The sequence below is a fragment of the Methylobacterium sp. J-088 genome (assembly GCF_022829295.1).
GTDB lineage: Bacteria > Pseudomonadota > Alphaproteobacteria > Rhizobiales > Beijerinckiaceae > Methylobacterium.
This window is the reverse complement of the sequence record NZ_JAKSYH010000121.1, coordinates 63,655-85,050: the sequence shown is the minus strand read 5'-3', so window position 1 is coordinate 85,050 and position 21,396 is coordinate 63,655. Positions and strand designations below refer to the sequence as shown.

The following is a 21,396-nucleotide window of genomic DNA, read 5'->3' as shown; positions in this document are numbered from 1 at the left end:
GCCTCAGTTGCCCGCCATACGTCCCGTTGCGGGACCGGATCGTGCCAGAGCGGGGTGGGGGTGGCCCGCGCCTGGGCACGATCCATACGTGCTGCCGTCTCTCTCGGTGGGTTTGCGGATTTCCACTTTGCCCGACGCGCCGATGCTGGACGCAGCTCTCCCCCTCGCCCCGCTTGCGGGGAGAAGGCTTCCTGCCCCCTTGTCGGGGCAGGAAGCGAGGCGGCAGCCGAGGGTGAGGGGGCGGTTGAGGATGAGACTCTTCCGGATCCGCCCCCTCACCGCCGCTTCGGCTGCGCCTGCGCTTCCCGCCTGGACGACGAGGTCCATGCGGGCCTCTCCCAGCAAGCGGGGAGAGGAGGGCGACAGTCCCCGGTCCCGATCATGATCGCCCGGCACAGCCTGATCTATGTCGGCTCGCGCGGCTTCGCGGCCGCCTTGAACATGGCCTCGGTGGCGGTGTTCACCCGGCTCGCGCCGGCGGCCAGCTACGGCACCTACCTGTATGTCCTGTCCTGGGCGCTGGTGCTTTACGGGGCGACCTGCCAATGGCCGAAATTCGCGTTCTTCGCCCTCTACGACGAGGCCCGCGAGCCCGCGCAGGTCGGCACCGTGGTGCGCATCCTCGCCGGCACGCTGCTGCTTGCGGGCCTCGGCAGCGCGCTGGCGGCCGGGCTCGGTTTGGTCCCGGGCCGGATGGCGGCGGCGGTCCTGGCGCTTGCCTGCGGCACCACCCTGTTCGAGGGCGCGACCGAGATCGCCCGCACCCGCCTGCGGGTCGGGGCGGTGGCGGCCTCGGTGATGACCCGGGCCGTGCTGATCCTCGGCCTCGGCAGCCTCGCGCTGCACCTCTCGGCCGATCCGCTCGATCTCGCCTTCGCGGTAGCCACCGCCAACGCGCTCGCCTCGCTCCCGGCCGCCGCCACCATCGCGCCGATGATGCCCGGGCGCGGCAGCCGGGCCGAGGCCCTGCGCCTGTTCACCTATGGCTGGCCGCTGGTGCTCTCCTTCGGGACCGCGGCGCTGGCCCAGAGCCTCGACCGGCTGATCATCGCCAAGACCGTGGGGCCGGCGGGGCTCGGCGCCTACGGGGCGCTGGCGGATTTCCTGCGGCAGAGCTTCATCGTGTTCGGCGAGGCGATCGCCCTGTCGCTGATCTCGCTCGCCAAGCGGGAGGCGCGCACCGGCGGCATGGCCGCCGCCGCGGGGGTCCTGAGCGACGCTGCCCGGGCCATGACCCTGGTGGCGACCTTCGGCGCCGTGTTCTTCCTCTGCTTCGACGATCTCGTGGTCACCGTGCTGCTCGGGCCCGACTACCGGGCCGAGGCGCGCCACCTCGCACCGGTGCTGATCCTGGCGAGCATCCTGATGATGTTCCGCGCCTATTATTTCGGGCAGGTGATCTACTTCACCCGGACCAGCGGGCTGGAGGCGGCGGCGGCCTTCGCCACCCTGGCGACCGTGGCGGCGCTCTCGCTTCTCTTGATCCCGACCTTCGGTGCCCCCGGGGCGGCCCTCGCCTTCGCGGGCGGGCAGAGCGCGGCCTGCCTCGTACTGGTGTTCGGCGCCCGGCGGGAGGGCACGACGATGCCCCTGCCGCTCGCCGACATGGCGGGCATCGCCGGGATTGCGCTGGCCTGCGCGGCCGTCAATGCCGGGATCGGGCTGATGCCGGGGGGCTTCATGGTGCCGGGGCAGGTGCTGCGCATGGTCCTGCTCGCCGCCGGCGCGGGGGCGGCGGCGTGGCGCTACGACGTGCTCGGCTTCGCCGGTGCGATCCGCCATCGGCTCGCGGCCTGACGGAGCCCATGCCGGACACCGCCACGCTCCCGCACGGCCTCGTCGCGGCGATCCGGCCCCTCGATCCGGCGGCGCCCTGGATCCCGGCCTGGCGGGCGCTGGGGGACGGGTCCGCTATCCGGAACCCGTTCTACGAGGCGGGCTACGCGCTCGCCGCCCGCGACGCCTTCGGCGCCGGGGTGCGCCTGTTGATCGTGGCCGACCGGCCCCCCGAGGCATTGGGCGCGCGGTTCCACGCCGCTTGGCCGTTCCGTGTCTCGCGGTGGCGCTGGGGCCTGCCGCTGCCGGTGCTGATGGGCTGGACCCACGGCTACTGCCCCTTCGGCGCCCCGCTCCTCGACGGCGCTGGGCCGGAGGCGGCGTTGGCCGGCCTCCTCGCCGCTCCGCGCGCTCTCGGCCTGCCGCCGCGGCTCCTCCTGCCGAACGCCCCCGCGGACGGGCTCCTCGCGGATCTCCTGGCGGCGCGGGGCGCCGCCCGCGCCGCCTACTGGCCGCACAGGCGCGGCCTGCTCGACCTCAGCGCCCAGGCCCCGGAGGCGCGGGCCTCCTATCTCGGCCACCTCTCGGGCCAGCGGCGGCGCAAGCTGCGCCGGGCCCATGCGCGCCTGGAGGTAGAGGGCGCCGTGGCGTTCGACATGCTCGACACGCCCGCCGCCCTCGATCGCGCGCTCACCGAGCACGTCGCCCTCGAAGCGGCTGGCTGGAAGGGGCGGGCGGGCACCGGCCTCGGCCAGCGGCCGGCGGAGGTCGCCTTCCTGCGCGCCGCCCTGGCCGATCTGGGCGCCGAGGGGCGGGTGCGGATCGCGCGTTTGCGCCGGGCGGACCGGACGCTCGCCTCCCTGATCCTGCCGGTCACCGGCTCCGAGGCCTGGGTGCTGAAGATCGTCCACGACGAGGCGGAGCCGGAGGCCGCCCCCGGGGTCCAGCTGGTCCACCGCCTGACCGAGACGGTGGCGTCGGGCGGGTGGGCGCTCGACCGGATCGATTCCTGCGCGCCGCCGGATTTCGCCCTCGGCTCGCTGTTCTGGACCGAGCGGCGGATGATCGCCCATCTTCTGGTCGCGGCGGGGCACGATCCCCTCTTCCCGGTGGCCCGGGCGCTGGAGCGTCTCCGGGAGCGCGTCGCCCAGGCGCGCCTCACCGGGCGGCGGCTTACCAGCCGAAGCGGGCGATCTGCGCCAGCCGCGCCTGGGTCTGCGCCGGGTCGCGACCCATGACGGCGACGCGCCCGGACAGGTCGTAGCAGGTCGGACTGAAGGGGAGCTGGACCAGGACGATCCCGTCGTCGCGGGCGCGGGCGACCGAGGCGATCAGGCAGGGCAGGACCGTCTGGTCGGCCGGTCCTGCGATGCAATCGGCGCGGGGGCTGCCGAAGATCGGGCGGTTCGGCCAGGTCAGCAACAGCGTGGTGCCGCCCCGCCGGTCCGGGGCCGGGGGCAGGGTGTAGCTGCGCAGGAACAGCCCGCAGGCCAGCAGAACCAGCCCCGGCAGGATCAGCACACGCATCCGCCTCAATCTCCCGCGTCGAACCGCGTGCGGTAGAAGACCTCGCGCCCGGCGCCGTCGATCACGCGGACAGCCTCGGCCGGCTCGCCCGAACGCTGCGGCACCCGAGCCCGGGCGAACAGGCGCAGCGCCCGTTCCTGCGCGGTCTCCAGGCTGCCAACCCGCACCGAGATCCGCGTCTGGATCTCGCCCGGCTCCGGTCCGAGGACTTCGATGTGGAAGGTTTCGCGCAAGGGCATCCGCCTGATCGAGGGCATCCGGTTGCCGGACCCGGCCGGGTCCGGTCGCCGGACCGCGTGGCCCGGCCGGGGCGCGATACCACGATCCGGGTTCCGGCGCCGGACGATCCCTTCAACACGGTCTTCGGCTGCCGCGCGAAGCGACCCAGGGACGCGCCAGTGCCGCCGTCGTCAGATGAGCCCCTGGATGCGCGCGGGTCGCTTCCGGGGCCGCGCATCGGTCGAGGTCTGCCGGGACGCCTGCCGGAACTCCGTCGGCGTCAGGCCGTGGCGCTCCTTGAAGCGGCGGGCGAAATGGGCCTGGCTGGTGAAGCCGCTCCCGTAGGCCAGCAGGCCGATCGAGAGGTGGGCGCAGGCCGGATCGATCAGGCGCCTGGCCGCCACCTCCAGGCGGCGCTCCCAGATATAGTCGGAGATGTGCCGGCCGCGCTCGTGGAACAGTTCCTGAAGGCGACGCAGGGAGACGCCGACCGCAACGGCGAGCTGAGGCGGGTCGAGGGTCTGGTCGCTCAGGTTCGCCTCGATATAGGCTTTGGCGCGCTGGACCGTGACGGTGCCGTGGGTGGAGCGCGGCACCTCCTGCGCGAGCCGCTCCGCGAGGCTCGCCATGAGCAGGTCGCTCCCGATCGACGCCATGCGCGCGGACGCGTCTGGCGTGAGCTGGTCACCCACCCGGACCAGCTCTTGGATATAGGTCCGTGCCAGGGTCGTGGAGGCGAGATCCGCGCTGACCGTGAGGGCGCTGAACAGCCGGGACGGGCCCAGCACCGCCTCGAAACGCTCGCGCGGCAGGTCGAGAACCAGGGCGCTGCCCGTCTCCGTTTGGAAGACGGCGGGGCGAGCGTCGACGACGATGAAATCACCCGCGCGGCTCACCGCCTCTTGGTCGCCTTGCTGCATGGTATCTTGGCCGGAAATCCGCATGATCGCGTAAACCCGGTCGTGCCGGCCGTTGCGCCGGACCGTGTCGGCCGTCGCCTCGGTTCGCATCGTCGTGTGCGAGAAGTGCGAGATCAGCAGCGGGCCGATGCCCGTCACATCCATCCGGCCCTGGAACGGGACGTCGTCGAGGATCCGCAGGTCGGCCGGCACCAGCCGCTCGCAGACCATCTCCCGCCATAGGCGGAAGGCATTCTTGGGGTGCACTCCATCCGTCGAGAAGAGCGTCTGCATGCGAAGTCAGAGCGTGGATGCTGTACACCGCCACCCGGCGTGTCGGCGGGAGAGCCTCATACTGTATACTTTTTGCGATATCAATAATAATTAATTAACATTGCTTCGTTGGCTGGGTGTGTATTATAAATTGCTCTGTTGTTGGATATCGGTCAATTTTCAACAGGTTTCATTTAAAACAATATATCACCAAGTACAATATTTGTGCCCCGAATACGCCGCGCGTCCGCAGCATACCGCGACTGGTCGACCGGTCTGCTCGCCGCGCCTCGTTGCGGCTGCGGCGTGCGGTTCGGAAGCCGGACTCATCGCTTCATGCAAGACGTCCGGGACGGCGGTGTACGCAAGGGACCGACCATGCGTGATCCGATCTTGGAGCCGATCTTGGAGCCAAGTCCAATTGCCTCGCGGCCGCCCGCGGCCCTATGAGGCCTCACGCATCGGGAGACACCACCGGAGAACGCCGTGGACCCGCTCAAGGCCGCCGCCGCGACGCTGCTCTGCCTCGCCCTGTTCTGGCTGGCCTTCCGGCTGACCCGGCGGCTGGTCGATCTCGTCATCGCGGGGGGCTACGCCGAGGAGCGCCGGCGGCTGGCCGAGGAGGCGGCTCAGGCTGAGTTCGAAGCCGAGTCCGTGCCGCAGACCGCCGCCTTCCAGGCGACCGCGACGAGCTTGGCCGCGGACGGGGACCCGTCATGCGCCGCGGCGATCGGCGTCCATACTCACTCGACCTCGTCGATCAGCCGCGTGCAGGGCGCCGCCGCCAAGTAGGGGTGGTCGAGCCGCGCGCCGGCGGCGGCGGCGCCCCGACGGACGCGGATCGGAGCATTCAGGGAGGTGCCGGGCATCCACCGGCCCTTGCTGGTGGTGGGCGGCCCTATGGACGGGCCGCGATCGGACACGATCGGCTTCCCGATGAGAGGCGAGCGGTCGGGGCACCCCAGCCACCGCGGGTTGGGCCTCGTCGTCTCGAACGAGCGCTTAGCCGTGCGCGCTTCGCCGGTATGCCGGGGCCCGGTGCGTGAGCAGACGGAACAGGCCGAGACCGATCAGGCCCGTCGCGCCGGCCAGGATCACGGCTGGGCGGACGCCCGTGCGCGCTGCGGCGCGGTCGAGCGCCACCTCCACGGCCCCCGCGAGATTGGCGGCGAGCGGCACCACCTGGGTATCGAGGAACAGCTTCGGCGCCGAAGGACCCGACGGCTTCTTCAGCAAGTAGTCCCGGCTGATGATCAAACTAACCTCCGTTAAGTTTCAATAATTCTCGCGAACAAAGCTCGGTGTCCGCGGTTTCGACGGAGAACGCTGTGACGTCGCTCGTGTATCCCTGGATGCATCGGCCCGGAGACATCCCTCTTGGACAAGCCCCAATTCAAGCCGTACCGCCTGCCATCCGGGGGATGGGGCTCCGCCCTCTCGGTCGGGACCATCCTGAAGCGCGAAGGCGTGCTGGCGAGCGGTCCGATCGTGCTGAGCCGGCACAACAAGGTCGACGGCTACCAGTGCAACAGCTGCGCCTGGGTGAAGCCGGCGAGCCCTCTCCCCTTCGAGTTCTGCGAGAACGGCGCGAAGGCCGTGGCCTGGGAACTCACAGCCCATCGCTGCACGCCGGATTTCTTCGCCACCCACACGGTCACCGAGCTGCTCGGCTGGGACGACTACCAGCTGGAGCAGACCGGACGCCTGACCCACCCGCTCCGCTACGATGCGGCGACTGACACATACGTGCAGGTCTCCTGGGGCCACGCGGTCGATGAGATCGCCGGTGAGTTGCGGGCCGTCGAGGACCGGAAGAAGGGCGCGGTCTTCTACAGCTCCGGGCGCCTCTCGAACGAGGCGAGCTATCTCTACCAGCTCTTCGCCCGGCTCTACGGCAACAACAACCTGCCGGACTCGTCCAACATGTGCCACGAGACGACCTCGGTGGCCCTGCCGGTCAGCATCGGCCAGGCGGTCGGAAGCGTGACGCTCGACGACTTCGCCAAGTCCGACTGCATCATGTTCTTCGGCCAGAATCCCGGCAGCAACGCGCCGCGGATGCTGCATCCCCTCCAGGAGGCGAGCCGGCGCGGCGTTCCGATCATCACCTACAACCCCCTGCGCGAACGCGGGCTGGAGCGCTTCCTCAACCCGCAATCGCCCTCCGAGATGCTCACCGGCAAGGCGACCCGGATCAGCTCGCAATACCACCAGGTGAAGGCGGGCGGCGATCTCGCGGCCCTTGCGGGCATCTGCAAGGCGGTGCTCGCCACGCATGACGCGGCCAAGGCCAAGGGCGATTCCATCCTCGACGAGGACTTCATCCGCGACAACACGAACGGATTCGAGACCTTCGCCGACTGGTTGCGCGTCCAGGACTGGGACGAACTCGAGCGCCGCTCGGGCCTGCACCGGGCCGACATGGAATCGACCGCCCACGTCTACTGCCATTCCCGGGCGGTCATCGGCGTCTACGGCATGGGGCTGACGCAGCATCAGGCCGGGGTCGAGACCGTGCAGATGCTGGTCAACCTCCTGCTGATGCGCGGCAATATTGGCCGCGACGGCGCCGGGATCTGCCCGATCCGCGGCCACTCCAACGTGCAGGGGCAGCGCACGATGGGCATCACCGAGAAGCCCGAGCTGTTCGACCTGGATCGCCTGGGGCAGCAGTTCCACTTCGAGCCGCCGCGCGAAGCGGGCTACAACACCGTGGAGGCCTGCGAAGCGATCCTGCGGGACGAGGTCCGGGCCTTCATCATGCTGGGCGGCAACTTCGCCCGGGCGATCCCCGATCACGGCCAGATGGAGCCGGCGTGGCGCCGTCAGCGGCTGACCGTGAACGTGATCACCAAGCTCAACCGCACCGCGCTGCTGCCCGGCACGATCAGCTACATCCTGCCGGTCATCAGCCGCCTGGAGATCATCGAGACCGCCAAGGGCCAGCAGATGCTCTCGATGGAGGACACCTCGGCCTGCGTCCACGGCAACCGCGGCGTCCGGCGCCCGGCCTCGCCGCACCTGATCGGCGAGATCCGGCTGATCTGCGAATTGGCGCAGCGGGTGCTCGACCCCAACCCGCGCGTGCGCTGGGACCTGTACAGCGACGATTACGCGGAGATTCGCAGGGAGATCGGCGAGACGCTGCCGGATTCGTTCTGGGATTACGAGCGGCGCATGTGGGAACCGGGCGGCTTCCAGCGCGACCTGCCGGCGAAGCGGCGGGAATGGCGCACGGAGTCGGGCCGGGCCATCTTCGTCACACCGACCGGTCTCGACGAGGACGCCGACATGCCCGATGTCGGCCACGATATCCTGCGGCTGATGACGCTGCGCAGCAACGACCAGTTCAACACCACGGTCTACGGCTATCACGACCGCTTCCGGGGCATCAAGAACACCCGGAACGTGGTGCTGATGAACCGTTCCGACATCGACCGCCTCGGGCTCAAGGTCGGTCAGCCGGTGACGCTGCGGACCGTGGCCCATGATGGGATCGACCGGGCGCTTTCGGGGCTGCTGGTCGTGGCCTACGACATCCCGATCGGCTGCATCGGCGGCTACTACCCGGAATGCAACGTGCTGATGCCGATCTGGCATTACGCGATCGGCAGCAAGACCCCGGCCGCCAAGGCGATCCCCGTCACGGTGCACGCCGACGGCGATCGGGTCCTGGAGCCGCAGCTGGAATACGCCACGGGTTGAGCCATCGCTCTCCGGTGGCCTGCGATCGCGCGCGTCACGACAGGGGCTTGGCGGCCGACCCGCCGGCAACGCGATCGGGCACGTCACTAGATCTCGAGCCCCGCCACCTGCCGCAGCGCCTCGCCGGCGATCATCGCGGCCGCCACCGCCACGTTGAGGGAGCGCAGGCCCGGCCGGATCGGCACCACGATCCGGGCCTCGGCCGCCGCGTGGACCGCCTCCGGGGCGCCGGCGGATTCGCGCCCGACCATCAGGCAATCGTCTGGGCGGAAGGCGAACGCCGTGTAGGGCAGGGCGCCCGCCGTGGTGGCGAGCACGAGCCTGCACCCCGCGCCGGCCCGCCACGCCTCGAAGGCTGCAAAGGAGCGGTGCCGCGTGATCACCACGTGGTCGAGGTAGTCGAGTCCCGAGCGGCGCAGGTGGCGGTCCGAGACGTCGAAGCCCGCGGGCTCGATGATCTCCACCGCGAGCCCCAGGCAGGCCGCCATGCGCAGCATCGTGCCGGTATTCTGGGGGATGTCGGGCTGGTAGAGGGCGAGGCGCAGCATGGCCTGGGCTTTGTGGCGGGCGGTTGCCGCCCCGTCAAAGGACCGCCGCGCCGTTGCGCAGTCGGCAAACCGCCGCGCTTTCGACAGCGCCCGGCAGATCATGCGGAACTTAAGCTCCGCCAGAGCCTTAAGGCGGCGCCACCCGCGTCCGCGGCCCACGACCGAAAGACCTGATCCGATGCGCAAACCACTCCTCGCCTCGGCCCTCCTGCTGGCCGGCCTCGCCACCGCTTCGGCCCAGACTGCCACCCCGAATGCGGGCGGCGCCAGCCCCGCCACCCCGGTTCCGGGGCAGCCCGCAACCATGGCCGACAACCTGCGGCCGACCTTCGTGGTCCAGACCCCGGACGACCGGGTCGCCAGCAAGCTCATCGGCACCAGCGTGGTGAACGGCGCCAACGAGACGATCGGGCAGATCGCCGACATCGTCCTCGACGAGAAGAACGCCGTGAAATCCTGGGTGATCGGGGTCGGCGGCTTCCTGGGCCTCGGCTCGAAATACGTCGCGGTCGACCCCTCCGTGGTCACGCTCAACCGGACCGACGACAAGACCCTCCAGGCCCGGATCGACACCACCAAGGATCAGCTCCGCGCCGCGCCCGAATACATCTACCTCGGCAAGGAGCCGCCGAAGGGCGCGACCCCGGCCAACCCCGCGGGCGACCCGGCGCAGAAGCCCTGACGGACGCGGCAAGCGGGCCGGCGACACCGGGCCCGCTTGCCTCCACGCGGCGTTCCGTGCTGTGCCCACCTCCGTCCCGAGGTCGGAGTCCGACACGATGCGCCGCGCCCTCATCCCGCTCCTCGCCTTCTGCCTCGGCCTCGTCGGCATCACGGGGGCGGCGGTGTTCGCGTTCATGCCCGAGAAGGCGCCGGTGGGCGTGCCCGGCGTCGGCGGCCCGTTCACGCTGGTCGATCAGGACGGCCGCACCGTCACCGAACGCGATTTCGCCGGTGCGCCGCATCTCGTGTTCTTCGGCTTCACCCATTGCCCGGATGTCTGCCCGACGACCCTGCAGCAGGTCTCGGACGTGCTCGCCGCCCTGGGGCCGAAAGCCGCCAACATGCGGGTGGCCTTCGTCACGGTCGATCCCGAGCGCGACGACCCGGCGAGCCTGAAGACTTATCTGTCGAGCTTCGACCCGCGCATCACCGGGCTGACCGGCAGCCCCGAACAGGTCACCGCCACCGAGAAGGCGTACCGCGCCTATGCCCGCAAGGTCCCCGGTAAGGACGGCGACTACACGATGGAGCACACCGCCATCGTGTACGTGATGGACGCGCAGAACCGCTTCCTCGGCGCCCTGGACCTCTCCCGGCCCGCCGCCGACACCGCCGCGCAGCTCGCCAAGAAGATCTGAAACCGGGAGATTAAGATCTGAAACCGGGAGATTCCAAAGGGATATCATCCCTTTGACGGGGTCTCGGGGCAGAGCCCTGAGGCGTCGGGCAAGACCAGTAAGTTGGTCGCTGCCCTGACGCCCGGGCCGGCCCGCCTACAGCGTCATCCCGGCGTGGAAGCGGTCGGCGGAGAGCGGCAGCAGGAACTGAACGCCGAACCCGCCGTCGAAGTAGCGCACCAGCCGCCCCGGCGTGCTGCCCACGGTCACAAGCGTCCCGAGCGGCAGCGCGAGCGGGCTGGCGATCGCCACGCCCGACATGGAGATGTCGATCAGCCGGGCCTGGACCGCGTTGCCGCCGTCGATGCGCAGGGTGACCCCCGGCTGAGTCGGCACGAGGCGCTCGTGGGAGCGCCCCTCCGGCAGGCCGAGCATTTCCCGGTTGGCAAGCCATGTGAGCTGGGAGGCGAGCTTGTCGCGCTTGCGCGGGGTGGCGTTGAGCTGGACCGCGAACCCGTCCGCGCACAGGCGGGCGATCCGGCCCTCGATCCGGCCGATATGCTCGAGATAGAGCACCACCCGCTCGCCGACCTCGCCCCGGACTGCACAGGTGAGGCGGACGCCGCCCGGCGACATGTCTATGGTCTGGCAGGGATACTCGCGTCGATCCGCCAGCATGTAGCGGCCGAGGACGGAGATCCGCACGCGCTGGTGGCGGCGCTCGTCCGAAGCGCTCCGCGCCGGGTCGGGCGCCACACGGGGCTCCATCTCAGCGGTGATGTCGACCGCGATCATCCCGGGACTAATCCTCCTGCGCGATCAGCAAAGTCGGAGCCTAGAGCGGGACCGTTACGAAACCCTTTTTTTCCCCTCAGCGTTGTACTTGCCCATTAGTATCTCGCACAGCGCGAACCAGTCGGCCCTGTACAACCCTCAGGTCTTGCTTAACCCCGTCCGCCGGCATGCACGACGAGGTGCCCGCGGCGCACGGGCCCCGGGTAGCCTGCGCTGGACCGGATCACCGGGCGCGGCGGCGGCAGGGTATCCGGCCGGCGGCTCGGCAGGATGCGCAACGAGGTGGTCTCCGCCGTCACGAGCGGGCGCAGGCCGATCCAGGGGGGCGTTCCGTCGAGGCTGAGGGCACCGAGCGCCCGGACCTGGGTGCGGCCGCGGTGGCGCAGGGGCAGGAGCAGGAGTTCGAGGTCGGCCACCTCGCCCGCCGCGTTGGTCCCGCGCAGGCCCGCCACGACGCCGAGGGTGTCGTTGGCGACGATCTCGATGATCCGCCACGGGTCGACCGCCTGGGCGCCCCACAGGGCGGCGAACGACTGGCCCTTCAATTCCCGGCCGTACAGGGCGCAGACCCGCGTCCCGGCGAGCCGGACGGTGGCTTCGCTGGCCGCCATGTCGAGTTCCAGGATCAGGCTGTCGGCCAGGAGGTGGCGGATCTCGCCCGGCTCGATCTCGCCCCGTTCCGGGGCGGCGCGCTCGCCGCGCAGACGCTCCCAGTAGGCATGGAGCATGCGGCTGGTGGGATGCTTCATCGGTGTCCCGACTCTAAACGCCTGTGGTTCATCCCTGGATCGTTCTGGTACATCCGCGAGGCTGTAGCCGGCCGGTCCGGGCCTTCACGGCGTCCGGGCGCACGCCCCATGCCGGCCCGTGAGCCGGCCGTACCGCTTCGGCGTCGGCGAGACAATCGGGGCCGTTGCATCCCTGACAAACGGGCCATCGACCGATCGGACGGCCCGGTCGGGGTTGTCGGCAGCCGGAAGCGGGAGAGACTTTGCAGGACGGCTGAACGGGGGCGTCTGAACAGGTCTCTCCGCGTTACGATCAGTCACCACGGAGGCTTCGGCCGATCAGACAATCCGTCATAGCCGGCTTCAATACGTCGCCGGGGCTTGCCCACCCGCCCCAAGCCCCGACATGGTGCCGCGATGGATGCCTCCCCCGAATTCCCGCGGCAGAGCCGCGTCCCGGTGTTCAACATGCCGGCGGTCGTCACGCTCTCGATCGGGCTGCTGCTGGCGATCCAGGCGGTGCGCGAGTTCGTGCTGCCGGACACCTGGGACATCCGCCTCGTCCTCGATCTCGCGCTGGTGCCGGCCCGGTGGACCCTGTGGTTCGATCCCGGGCAAGCCGCCGAGGTCGTCCGTGCGGCCGGCGATTCGGGCGATCCGGGCCTGCAGGCGGCGCGGGAGGCCTTCGCCCGCTACATCGTGGGCGAGCACGCGTTCCAGCCCTGGACGTTCGCCACCTACGCGCTGCTCCACGGCTCGTGGATGCACGTGATCTTCAACAGCGTGTGGCTCGCCGCCTTCGGTTCGCCGGTGGCCCGTCGCTGCGGCCCCTGGCGCTACGGTCTGATCGCGCTCGCCGGAACCGCGGCGGGCGGCCTGCTGCACGTGCTGGTCGATCCCCTGAGCGCCGGGCCGCTGGTCGGTGCCTCAGCCGGCATCTCGGCGCTGATGGCGGCTGCTGCCCGGTTCGTGTTCCAGCCGCCGGTCTCCGGCTATGGCGGTCAGCCCTGGCAATTGCCGCCGCACCGGCCGGTCGAGACCATCCCCGAACTCCTGCGCAACCGGACGGCCGTGTCCTTCCTGGCGATCTGGCTCGTGACCAACCTGCTGTTCGGCCTCGTGAGCGTGCCGCTGGTAGGCGAGAGCGCTTCCATCGCGTGGGACGCGCATCTCGGCGGGTTCATCGTCGGCTTCCTGCTGTTCCCGTTCCTCGATCCGCGGGAGACGCCGCGGGCCTGACCACCTTGCCAACCGGCCGAAACGGCCACACACTCGCCGTATTGTGAAGGCGCCGGGGCCAACCCGGCCGACAGCGCAATCCCGGTGTCGCGGGCTGACGGCGCACCGGACGCGTTACACGGGAGAGAGCCATGACCGTCGCACGCATCCTCGCCGACAAGGGCAGCTCGGTCGTCACCGTAGCCCCCGACAAGACCCTCGAGGAGGTCATCCAGATCCTCGCCGACCGGCGCATCGGCGCCCTGGTGGTCGCTCAGGACGACGGGTCGGTGGCCGGCATCATCTCCGAGCGGGACATCATGCGGGCGCTGGCCGGGCACGGGGGCTCGGCCTTCGACGCGCCGGTCTCCGCGCACATGACCGGGAACGTCACCACCTGCGGGCGGAGCACGACGATCGAGGAGGTCATGACGCTGATGACCGAAGGCCGCTTCCGCCACGTGCCGGTCTGCGAGGACGGGCGCCTGATCGGGCTGGTTTCGATCGGCGACGTGGTGGCGCGCAAGATCGCCACCGTCGAGGCCGAGCATCAGGCGCTGCGGGATTACATCACGATGGCGTAGGGGGGCCGACTCTCCCTCCCCCCTCTGCGGGGGAGGGTGGCCCGCGAAGCGGGTCGGGAGAGGGGAGCGACGGTGCAGAACAGCGCTCTGCCCGTCGTGCTGGTCGCGCCCTTTCCTGAACCCGGGTTCCCCGCTTGCGGGACTTCGTCCCGGCCCGACCCCTGCTGACGCAGGGGCCCCCTCCTCCCCCGCAGAGGGGGGAATGCGCGGCTACGTAGTCCCAAAAGAGCGTCGCCTCACGCCTTCACGGGATCGAGCGTCACGTGCCACAGGTCGGAATCGGCCGCGTCCTTGAGCGTCACCGTCATCTGTTCGGTCCGGCCATCGACCGCGACATGGCCGAAGAACTGGTAGCCGGAGGCCGGTGACAGGTTCACCTGGCCCTTCTCGGGCGCCTTCACGAAGCGCAGCTGCGGCCCGAAGGTGTTGTCGAGCGCGTTCGGCCCGAAGGTGCCGGCGTGCAGCGGCCCCGAGACGAACTCCCAGAACGGCTCGAAATCCTGGACCTTTGCCTTGTTGGGGTCGTAGTAATGCGCGGCCGTGTAGTGCACGTCGGCCGTGAACCACACCGCATTGCGGATGCCCGCGCTCTTGATGAAGCGCAGCAGGTCGGCGATCTCCAATTCGCGCCCGAGCGCCGGCCCGTCGCCCTGTGCCACCGCCTCGGAGCCGAAGTTTTTATCGACGTCGTACGTCACCACGAGGCCGAGGGGCATATCGGCGGCGATCACCTTCCAGGTCGCGCGGGATTCGAGCAGCGCCCGCTTCAGCCACGCGATCTGCTGCGGCCCGAGGAAGTAGGAATCCGGCCCGTACGTGGTCTGCGTGTTCTCGCCGTTCGGGCCCCGGTAGGAGCGCATGTCGAGCATGAACACGTCGACCAGCGGGCCGTAGCCGATCTTGCGGTAGACCCGTCCGGGCTCGGACGGCTCGAAGCGCATCGGCATGTATTCGTGGAACGCGCGAGCCGCGCGCAGCTGCAGGGCCAGCACGTTCGGGTCGGTGTATTTCTTCTTCAGGTGTTCGGCCCGGGTCAGCGGCTCGCCCGGCCACCAGTTGTTGGTGACCTCGTGGTCGTCCCACTGCGCCAGGATCGGCACGGCGGCGTTCATCGCCAGCACGTTCCGGTCGGTGAGGTTGTACTTGTGGCGGCCGCGGAATTCTTCCAGCGTCTCGGCGGGCTTGGCGACGGCCTCGGTGACGCGGTTGCGCCAGAGGCTGCCATCGGGGAGCTTCACCTCGGACTGGATCGGCCCGTCGGCGTAGATCGTGTCGCCGGAATGGATGAAGAAGTCCGGCCGATTCTTCAGGATGGCGGAGTAGATCGTCATGCCGCCGCGGGCCTCGTCGATGCCCCAGCCCTGGCCCGCCGTGTCGCCCGACCAGCAGAACGAGACCGAGCGCCGCTCCGCCGGCGCGGTACGGAACCGGCCGACCTGGGCCGGCCCGACGATGGTCGGCGCGGCGATATCCTGGAGGCGGACGCGATAAAAAACGTCCTGGCCCGCCGGCAGTCCGGTCAGCGCCACCTTCACGGTGCCGTCGGTCTCCGGGAGCGCGTCGGCGAAGACGCCCTGGAGGTTGGAAAAGCTCTCGGTGGTCGCCCACTCGATGATCGCCCGGGCGGGCCGGTCGGAGCGGGCCCAGACCACGGCCGAGTCGGTGCCGACATCGCCCGACTGGAGCCCATGCGTCAGGAGCGGCCGGTCGGCGGCCCGGCTCAGGCCGGGGCGCGCGAGGCCGGAAGCCAGCCCGACGAGGCCGGCGCCTCCGGAAAGCAGGATCTGACGGCGACTCGTGGTCATTGGAACCCCTCCAAATGGTGGGGGCGCCATCGCAGGCTGGGGCGACAGGGGGATGACGGGGGGATGCGCCGGGGCCTGCTCAGGTCTTCCAGCCCATCCCCCTCATCCTGAGGTGCCGGAGCGCAACGGAAGCCTCGAAGGAGGGCTCCAGCCGGCCGCGCGAGCCCTCAAGCGCGCGCCTCGGCCCCCGCCACCACAGCCCGGATCCGCGGCAGCGCCGCCCGCGCCGCCCGATAGCCGATCGCGATCCCCTCATCCGCCCGGTGGAAATCGAACAGCCCGAACCCCGCCACGTCCGGCCCGATGGCCACGTCCGGCGGGTCGCGCTCCAGCCGGGAGCGGGAGATCCGGTCCTGGGTGATGTTGAACGCGTCGAGCACCACCCGGGCGAGGCCCGGCACGGGGATCTCGGGCTCCGGGCGCGGAAAGCCCCGCAGGCGGTCGCGCAGCGTGGTCAGGACGCCGCGGCGGGGGACGTAGGCTGGCACCTCGCGCACAACCGGGCCGCCGGTATCGCCATTGAGGTTCACGCAGATCACCAGATCGGCGCCGAGCGCCCGGGCCAGAGCCACCGGCACCGGGTTGACCAGCGTGCCGTCCATCAGCACCCGGCCCGCATGGGTCACCGGCGGGAACAGACCGGGGATCGCGTAGGAGGCGCGCACCGCATCCACCGCCAGCCCCTCGGTCAGGCACACCTCCGCGCCGGTGCCGTACTCGGTGGCGACGCAGCCGAACCGGATCGGCAGGCGCTCGATCCGGCGCTCGCCCAGATCGGCGTGGAGCCGTTGGCGCAGGCGGTTGCCGGCGATCAGGCCGGAGCCCGGCAGGCGCGGATCGATCAGCCCGACCACCCGGCGCCGGGTCAGCGCCCGCGCGAAGGCCTCCAGCCGGTCGAGCCGCCCGGCGGCGTAGCAGGCCCCCACCACGGCGCCGATCGAGCAGCCCGCCACCACGGTGGGGTGGATGCCGGCCTCCTCCAGGGCGCGCAGCACGCCGATATGGGCCCAGCCCCGGGCCGAGCCGCCGCCCAAAGCCAGCCCGATCCGCGGGCCCGCCTTCGGCAAGGGCCGGATCGGCTCGACGGCGCCGGGCAGGAAATACGGAACGGCGGGACACTCTTGCCACCCGGTCGCGGCAAGGGTCGCGCTCATTTCCCGGCGAACTCCAGGGTGGCGCGGCCGTCCGGTTGCCGGACGACACTGCGGTAGAAGCAATCCCGCCGGCCGGTGTGGCAGCAGCCGCCGTCGCCGCCGACCTCCACGCGGATCAGCAGCGCGTCCTGGTCGCAATCGACCCGCATCTCGATGACACGCTGGATCTGGCCGCTGGTGGCGCCCTTGTGCCAAAGTTCTTGCCGCGAGCGCGACCAGTACCACGCCTCGCCAGTCTCGATCGTGCGCGCCAGCGATTCGGCGCTCATGTGGGCGAGCATCAGCACCCGGCCGTCCCCCGCATCGACCGCGATGCAGGTGATCAGCCCGTCCCGGTCGAAGCGGGGCGTGAAGGCTTGGCCCTCCTCGACCGCGGCGCGGGGGCCGGGGGGATCGAAGGCGCTGTCGCTCGCGGTCATGGCGTGGAAGGGCGGTCCCCGATTCTGGGCGTGCTGTAGACTACTTGGTGCCGCCGCGCACCAGGGTCAGGAAGCGGACCTGCTCGTTGGCGTTGTCCTTGAACACGCCGCGGAACTGGCTGGTGATGGTCGAGACTCCGGATTTCTGGACGCCGCGCATCGCCATGCAGAGATGCTCGGCCTCCACCATCACGGCGACGCCGCGGGGCTTGAGGATGCTCTCGATCACGTCGGCGATCTGGGCCGTCATGGTCTCCTGCGTCTGCAACCGGCGGGCGAAGGTGTCGACCACCCGGGCGAGCTTCGACAGGCCGACCACGCCCCGGGTCGGGTAGTAGGCGATGTGGGCGAGCCCCATGAACGGCACCATGTGATGCTCGCAATGGGAGTGGAACGGGATGTCGCGCACCAGCACGATGTCGGAGTAACCCTCGACCTCCTCGAACACCCGCTCAAGCAGCTTCTCCGCATTGACGCCGTAGCCGCCGAACAGCTGCTCATAGGCTTTCGTCACCCGGGCGGGGGTGTCGAGCAGGCCCTCGCGGGTCGGGTCGTCGCCGGCCCAGCGCAGCAGGGTGCGCACGGCGGCCTCGGCCTCGGCGCGGCTCGGGCGGCCGGTCTCGATGCCTTCGGGGATGCGGGTGGCGGAAGCCGGCTCCGGTGCGACCTCGACGGGGCGGGTCTCATCCACCGGGCGGTTGTCATTGCGCATGCCGTCTAGACCTTGCCCGTCGATCCCGTTCGGGGGAAAATCCTGCCCGTTCCGGTGAAAACCCTGGCCGTCGCTCGGATACGACAGGGATTTGAGCGCGGCATCCATGGCATCCTCGGCCCGGGCGATGCGGGACTTCATCGGGGTGCTGTCGGGCTTGGCGTACATCGTCGGATCGCGTCGGGCGTGTGAGGGAAGATCCCGGGCCTGAAAAGGTTTCAGGCCGGCGCCCCGGAATGGACTGAAGCCGTGGGAATCCCCTCGGACGGATCGCCGGAGCCGTGGGCGCGACCCTGGTTGCCGGACCGCCTCCTCGCGAAGCGACCGTAAGGCGCCTATATCATCGTTCGCGGGGCAACGCGCAATGCGCGAACCGCGCGGCAGCGTCCCGACGGGACCTGTACCCACGGCCGAGGACCCGATGCTCGACGATATCTACAACCGCCGCATCCTCGAACTGGCCGCCGATATCCCCCGGCTCGGCCGGCTGGAGAACCCGGATGCCAGCGCCACCGCGCATTCCCGCTTGTGCGGTTCGACCGTGACGGTGGACCTTGTGCTGGGCGAGGATGGCCGAGTGGCCGATTTCGCCCAGGAGGTCCGGGCCTGTGCGCTCGGCCAGGCCTCGTCATCGCTGATGGGGCGCCACGTGGTCGGCGCCAGCGCCGAGGAACTGCGCGGCGTCCGCGAGACCATGCGGTCGATGCTCAAGTCGAACGGCCCGGCTCCCGACGGGGCCTGGGCGGACCTGGCCGTGTTGGAGCCGGTGCGGGCGTTCAAGGCGCGCCACGCCTCGACGCTCCTGACCTTCGACGCGGTGGTGGATGCCCTCGACCAGATCGCCGCCAAGCGGCAGGCCGCCTGACGGCATGGTCCGCCGGGCGGCGCATTGGGGGATCCGCGCCTATCAGCTCACCCTGTCGGGGCTGATCGGACGCCAGTGCCGCCATTGGCCGAGCTGTTCGGAATACACCGACACCGCCATCACCCGGCACGGGCTATGGCCGGGGGGCTGGATGGGGTTTGCCCGGATCTGCCGGTGCGGGCCGTTCGGCACCCACGGGATCGACCTCGTTCCGGAGCGGCTGCCGGCAGGGGCGGTCTGGTACCGCCCCTGGGCCTATGCCCGCTGGCGCGGCGTCGAGGCGCCGCCTTCGGCGTTCGCCTGTGAGACTGTGGGGGAGGGCGCAGGATCGGACGGGCGTTGAGGAGCTTCGTTCCTGTTTTGTTTCACGTGAAACATGGGTGATGGGCAGGTGCTTCACCGAACTGCCGCTTGGATCCCGCTTGCGCTCTCTCTTCCCCCTTGTGGGGAGGAGTTGGAGGTGGGGGTGGTGCAGGATGGGGCGTAGAGGTGCCTTCCGCACCACCCCCACCCCTGGCCCCTCCCCGCAAGGGGGAGGGGGAAACGCGCTTAATCTTCAATCCCTTAGTTGACGGTGAAGCCGCAAATTCGATGCGGGAAGGGCGCGGATCCGCTTGCTCAAGCAGCCTGACGATTGGCCGCCAGCCTTTCCGCGAACTCGATCGCCTCGATCAGGCTGCGCTCGTTGGCGATGCCCGTGCCGGCGATGTCGAAGGCGGTGCCGTGATCGACCGAGGTGCGGATGATCGGCAGACCCAGTGTGATGTTTACCCCAGACAGGTCCATCCACTTGCCGGTGGCCGGGTCGATCTCGAAGCCCAGGAGCTTCACCGGAATGTGACCCTGGTCGTGGTACATCGCCACCACGGCGTCGTACTGGCCGGCGCGCAGCTTCACGAACACCGTGTCGCCCGGCACTGGCCCGTGCACGTCGAGCCCGTCGGCGTTGGCCGTCTCGATCACCGGGGTGCTGACGTCGATATCCTGGCGCCCGAACAGGCCGCCCTCGCCGGCATGGGGATTGAGCGCCGCCACCGCGATCTTCGGCCGGGCGATCCCGAGGCCCTTCAACGCCTTGTCGGTGAGGTCGATGACGAGGCGCAGGCGCTCCGGGGTCAGGCGCTTGGGCACGTCCTCCAGGGCGACATGGGTGGTGACGTGCGAGACCCGCATGTTGCCGTGGGCCAGCATCATCACCGAGCCGCGCACGCCGGTCAGCTCGGCCAGCATCTCGGTGTGGCCGGCATAGTGATAGCCGGCCTTGTTGAGCGCCTCCTTGTTCAGCGGTGCCGTGACGATGCCGCCGATCCGGTCCGCCATCGCCAGCCGGACCCCGGCCTCGATCGCCTTGTAGGCGAAGCGCCCGCCATCGGCCGAGAGCCGGCCCGGCTCGATCGGCGCGCCCTCTGCATCGGCCTGGAGGCAGCAGAGCGCCGGCCAGTCGCCGTCCTCGGCAACCTCGGGAATCGGTTCGGGCAACAGGCCGAGCGCGGCTTCCGCGCGATGCAACGCCGGGGCGCTGCCGATGATCACGAGCTTCAGGTCGCCCGCTTCGATCCGATCCTTCAGGCGGGCGGCGGCCTTGACGATGATCTCCGGGCCGATGCCGGCCGGATCGCCCATGGTGATGGCGAGATGCTGGGTCATGCGTCGCTCCTGTCGGGCGTGAAACCGTTGCTTTGGAGTAGATCGCGCCAGACGCCCTCCGTTCCGAAGGCGCCGGATTTCGAGATCACCGCGAGCCCGTCCCAGCGCCCGCCGCGCAGGGTCGAGCGCGGCAGGCCGGGGGCGATCTGGCCGGTGACGTCGAGGCGTTCGACCCGGAGCGCGAGGCAGAGCGCCTTCAGGGTCTCGCCGCCTGCGACCAGCAGGGTGCCGGGCCTGGGGATCCGCTCGATCACGTTCGTGAAGGTCGCGGCGATCCGCGCGGCGGCGGCCTCCCGGGCGGTGCCGGCGGGCAGGGCCAGGCTCGCCAGCACGACGCCGTCCCGGGCGAGGCGTTCGCCGACCGGTTCGGCATGGTCCGCCGCCTCGGGCGACAGGACGAGGCAATGCGGGCCGCAGGCGTCGAGCTGGGCCGCGGTCTCGGGCCGGTCGGAGCCGAACAGGCCGAGCACCGGTCCGACCAGGCGGTCGCCGCCGGGCGCCGTCACGCCCCGCGCCAGGGCCGCCGCGAGGCCGCCGCTGCCGCACCAGAGCACCGGCAGCTCCCGGCCGAGCTCGGCAATGCGGGCGAGGTCGTCGTCGTGCGACGCGTCGTAGACCGCCACCCCCGCCACCGGGCCGTCGGTGAGGGCGGCCCGGCGCGCCGGGAGGCCGGCGTCCCGCAGGGCCTCGGCAATGTCGCCGGAGACCGCTTCCCACATGCCGTCGCGCCGGGCGAGCTGTCGCCCGTTGGCGGTACGGCGGCCCTGATACGGGAAGGCCGGAGCCACGATGCAGCGCGGCCAGGCGCCGAGGCGCATCACCGCGGCGAGCTCCGCCGCCCAGGGGCCGCGCAACAGGCTGTCGACCTTCTTGAAGGCGATGTCGGCCCCCCGGAGCCGCGGCGCGAGATCTTGGACGATCCGATCGGCTTCCGTAGCCGAGACCTCCCGGGTGCCGGAATCGATCGCGAGGCACCCGGATCCATCGCCCGGCAGGATCTCCGGCCACGCTACCGGGATCGGCCCGCACAGGCCGGTGAAGCCGGCCGCCGTGTCGAGTGTGCCGGTCAGGTCGTCGGCGATGAGGCGCAGGCGGATCATGGCAGGGGTTCAACAGACCGCGGACAAGATCGCGTCGCGATGTCCGACCGGAGCGCCCTGCCTGACCGGGCGGAACATCCAG

At 70.5% G+C, this 21,396-nt stretch carries 23 protein-coding genes; 10 read left to right on the top strand and 13 right to left on the bottom strand.

The window, feature by feature from the left end; all coding sequences use genetic code 11:
• The first annotated feature begins 381 nt into the window (after positions 1-381).
• Both MKK63_RS13265 and MKK63_RS13260 read left to right on the top strand, forming a co-directional pair.
• Entirely contained in the window at positions 382-1,797 is a 1,416-nt protein-coding gene (locus MKK63_RS13265; RefSeq protein WP_244002406.1) for a lipopolysaccharide biosynthesis protein, read from the top strand.
• A gap of 8 nt (positions 1,798-1,805) precedes the next feature.
• Entirely contained in the window at positions 1,806-3,014 is a 1,209-nt protein-coding gene (locus tag MKK63_RS13260) for a GNAT family N-acetyltransferase (RefSeq protein WP_244002404.1), read from the top strand.
• Here the strand turns inward: MKK63_RS13260 and MKK63_RS13255 are convergent.
• The 3 genes from MKK63_RS13255 to MKK63_RS13245 form a co-directional block, all read right to left on the bottom strand.
• Positions 2,950-3,303 (bottom strand): hypothetical protein, encoded by a 354-nt coding sequence (locus MKK63_RS13255; RefSeq protein ID WP_244002402.1) that lies wholly within the window; start codon positions 3,301-3,303, stop codon positions 2,950-2,952. The two genes, MKK63_RS13260 and MKK63_RS13255, sit on opposite strands and share 65 nt — an antisense overlap.
• Before the next feature lie 5 nt (positions 3,304-3,308).
• Complete coding sequence (locus tag MKK63_RS13250; RefSeq protein ID WP_244002429.1) at positions 3,309-3,536, bottom strand: hypothetical protein; 228 nt, start codon at positions 3,534-3,536, stop codon at positions 3,309-3,311.
• 177 nt (positions 3,537-3,713) lie between these two features.
• Complete coding sequence (locus tag MKK63_RS13245; protein WP_244002401.1) at positions 3,714-4,715, bottom strand: helix-turn-helix domain-containing protein; 1,002 nt, start codon at positions 4,713-4,715, stop codon at positions 3,714-3,716.
• 465 nt (positions 4,716-5,180) lie between these two features.
• Here MKK63_RS13245 and MKK63_RS13240 point away from each other — a divergent pair, with 465 nt between their 5' ends.
• Positions 5,181-5,486 (top strand): hypothetical protein, encoded by a 306-nt coding sequence (locus MKK63_RS13240; protein ID WP_244002399.1) that lies wholly within the window; start codon positions 5,181-5,183, stop codon positions 5,484-5,486.
• A 210-nt stretch (positions 5,487-5,696) separates the two neighbouring features.
• On the opposite strand, the gene MKK63_RS13235 is transcribed toward MKK63_RS13240, so the two are convergent.
• Positions 5,697-5,951, bottom strand: a complete 255-nt coding sequence (locus tag MKK63_RS13235) for a hypothetical protein (RefSeq protein WP_244002397.1) — start codon at positions 5,949-5,951, stop codon at positions 5,697-5,699.
• Positions 5,952-6,071: 120 nt separating this feature from the next.
• Between MKK63_RS13235 and MKK63_RS13230 the strand changes: the two genes are divergently transcribed.
• Entirely contained in the window at positions 6,072-8,399 is a 2,328-nt protein-coding gene (locus MKK63_RS13230; protein ID WP_244002395.1) for an FdhF/YdeP family oxidoreductase, read from the top strand.
• Positions 8,400-8,485: 86 nt separating this feature from the next.
• On the opposite strand, the gene MKK63_RS13225 is transcribed toward MKK63_RS13230, so the two are convergent.
• Positions 8,486-8,947: a tRNA (cytidine(34)-2'-O)-methyltransferase gene (locus tag MKK63_RS13225; RefSeq protein WP_244002392.1), complete on the bottom strand. Its 462-nt coding sequence runs from the start codon at positions 8,945-8,947 to the stop codon at positions 8,486-8,488.
• A 178-nt stretch (positions 8,948-9,125) separates the two neighbouring features.
• On the opposite strand from MKK63_RS13225, the gene MKK63_RS13220 reads away from it, so the two are divergent.
• Positions 9,126-9,629 (top strand): PRC-barrel domain-containing protein, encoded by a 504-nt coding sequence (locus tag MKK63_RS13220; RefSeq protein ID WP_244002390.1) that lies wholly within the window; start codon positions 9,126-9,128, stop codon positions 9,627-9,629.
• A 97-nt stretch (positions 9,630-9,726) separates the two neighbouring features.
• On the top strand, positions 9,727-10,308 hold the full coding sequence (locus tag MKK63_RS13215) for an SCO family protein (RefSeq protein WP_244002388.1): 582 nt from the start codon (positions 9,727-9,729) through the stop codon (positions 10,306-10,308).
• Between the two features lie 135 nt (positions 10,309-10,443).
• On the opposite strand, the gene MKK63_RS13210 is transcribed toward MKK63_RS13215, so the two are convergent.
• The gene (locus MKK63_RS13210) at positions 10,444-11,082 is read right to left on the bottom strand and encodes a PilZ domain-containing protein (protein WP_244002386.1); all 639 of its coding nucleotides are present in this window, start codon (positions 11,080-11,082) and stop codon (positions 10,444-10,446) included.
• Between the two features lie 149 nt (positions 11,083-11,231).
• Positions 11,232-11,831 carry a PAS domain-containing protein gene (locus tag MKK63_RS13205; RefSeq protein ID WP_244002384.1) on the bottom strand — a complete coding sequence of 200 codons (600 nt, stop codon included), beginning with the start codon at positions 11,829-11,831 and terminating at the stop codon, positions 11,232-11,234.
• A 396-nt stretch (positions 11,832-12,227) separates the two neighbouring features.
• On the opposite strand from MKK63_RS13205, the gene MKK63_RS13200 reads away from it, so the two are divergent.
• Positions 12,228-13,049 carry a rhomboid family intramembrane serine protease gene (locus tag MKK63_RS13200; RefSeq protein ID WP_244002382.1) on the top strand — a complete coding sequence of 274 codons (822 nt, stop codon included), beginning with the start codon at positions 12,228-12,230 and terminating at the stop codon, positions 13,047-13,049.
• 131 nt (positions 13,050-13,180) lie between these two features.
• Entirely contained in the window at positions 13,181-13,612 is a 432-nt protein-coding gene (locus MKK63_RS13195) for a CBS domain-containing protein (protein WP_244002380.1), read from the top strand.
• Positions 13,613-13,848: 236 nt separating this feature from the next.
• Here MKK63_RS13195 and MKK63_RS13190 read toward each other — a convergent pair whose 3' ends face one another.
• From MKK63_RS13190 to folE, 4 genes are all read right to left on the bottom strand, one after another.
• Positions 13,849-15,417, bottom strand: a complete 1,569-nt coding sequence (locus tag MKK63_RS13190; RefSeq protein WP_244002378.1) for an alkaline phosphatase D family protein — start codon at positions 15,415-15,417, stop codon at positions 13,849-13,851.
• Positions 15,418-15,584: 167 nt separating this feature from the next.
• Positions 15,585-16,571, bottom strand: a complete 987-nt coding sequence (locus MKK63_RS13185) for a patatin-like phospholipase family protein (RefSeq protein ID WP_244002375.1) — start codon at positions 16,569-16,571, stop codon at positions 15,585-15,587.
• Positions 16,568-16,990 carry a phosphoribosyl-AMP cyclohydrolase gene (gene hisI, locus MKK63_RS13180; RefSeq protein WP_244002373.1) on the bottom strand — a complete coding sequence of 141 codons (423 nt, stop codon included), beginning with the start codon at positions 16,988-16,990 and terminating at the stop codon, positions 16,568-16,570. The genes MKK63_RS13185 and hisI overlap by 4 nt, the downstream gene beginning before the upstream one ends.
• 40 nt (positions 16,991-17,030) lie before the next feature.
• Positions 17,031-17,870, bottom strand: a complete 840-nt coding sequence (folE, locus tag MKK63_RS13175) for a GTP cyclohydrolase I FolE (RefSeq protein WP_244002371.1) — start codon at positions 17,868-17,870, stop codon at positions 17,031-17,033.
• A gap of 253 nt (positions 17,871-18,123) precedes the next feature.
• On the opposite strand from folE, the gene MKK63_RS13170 reads away from it, so the two are divergent.
• The gene (locus MKK63_RS13170; RefSeq protein WP_244002369.1) at positions 18,124-18,567 is read left to right on the top strand and encodes an iron-sulfur cluster assembly scaffold protein; all 444 of its coding nucleotides are present in this window, start codon (positions 18,124-18,126) and stop codon (positions 18,565-18,567) included.
• 4 nt (positions 18,568-18,571) lie between these two features.
• Positions 18,572-18,910 carry a membrane protein insertion efficiency factor YidD gene (yidD, locus tag MKK63_RS13165; protein WP_244002367.1) on the top strand — a complete coding sequence of 113 codons (339 nt, stop codon included), beginning with the start codon at positions 18,572-18,574 and terminating at the stop codon, positions 18,908-18,910.
• Positions 18,911-19,185: 275 nt separating this feature from the next.
• On the opposite strand, the gene pdxA is transcribed toward yidD, so the two are convergent.
• Positions 19,186-20,214, bottom strand: a complete 1,029-nt coding sequence (gene pdxA, locus MKK63_RS13160) for a 4-hydroxythreonine-4-phosphate dehydrogenase PdxA (protein ID WP_244002365.1) — start codon at positions 20,212-20,214, stop codon at positions 19,186-19,188.
• Positions 20,211-21,314 (bottom strand): four-carbon acid sugar kinase family protein, encoded by a 1,104-nt coding sequence (locus tag MKK63_RS13155; RefSeq protein WP_244002363.1) that lies wholly within the window; start codon positions 21,312-21,314, stop codon positions 20,211-20,213. The genes pdxA and MKK63_RS13155 overlap by 4 nt, the downstream gene beginning before the upstream one ends.
• Positions 21,315-21,396 lie beyond the last annotated feature (82 nt).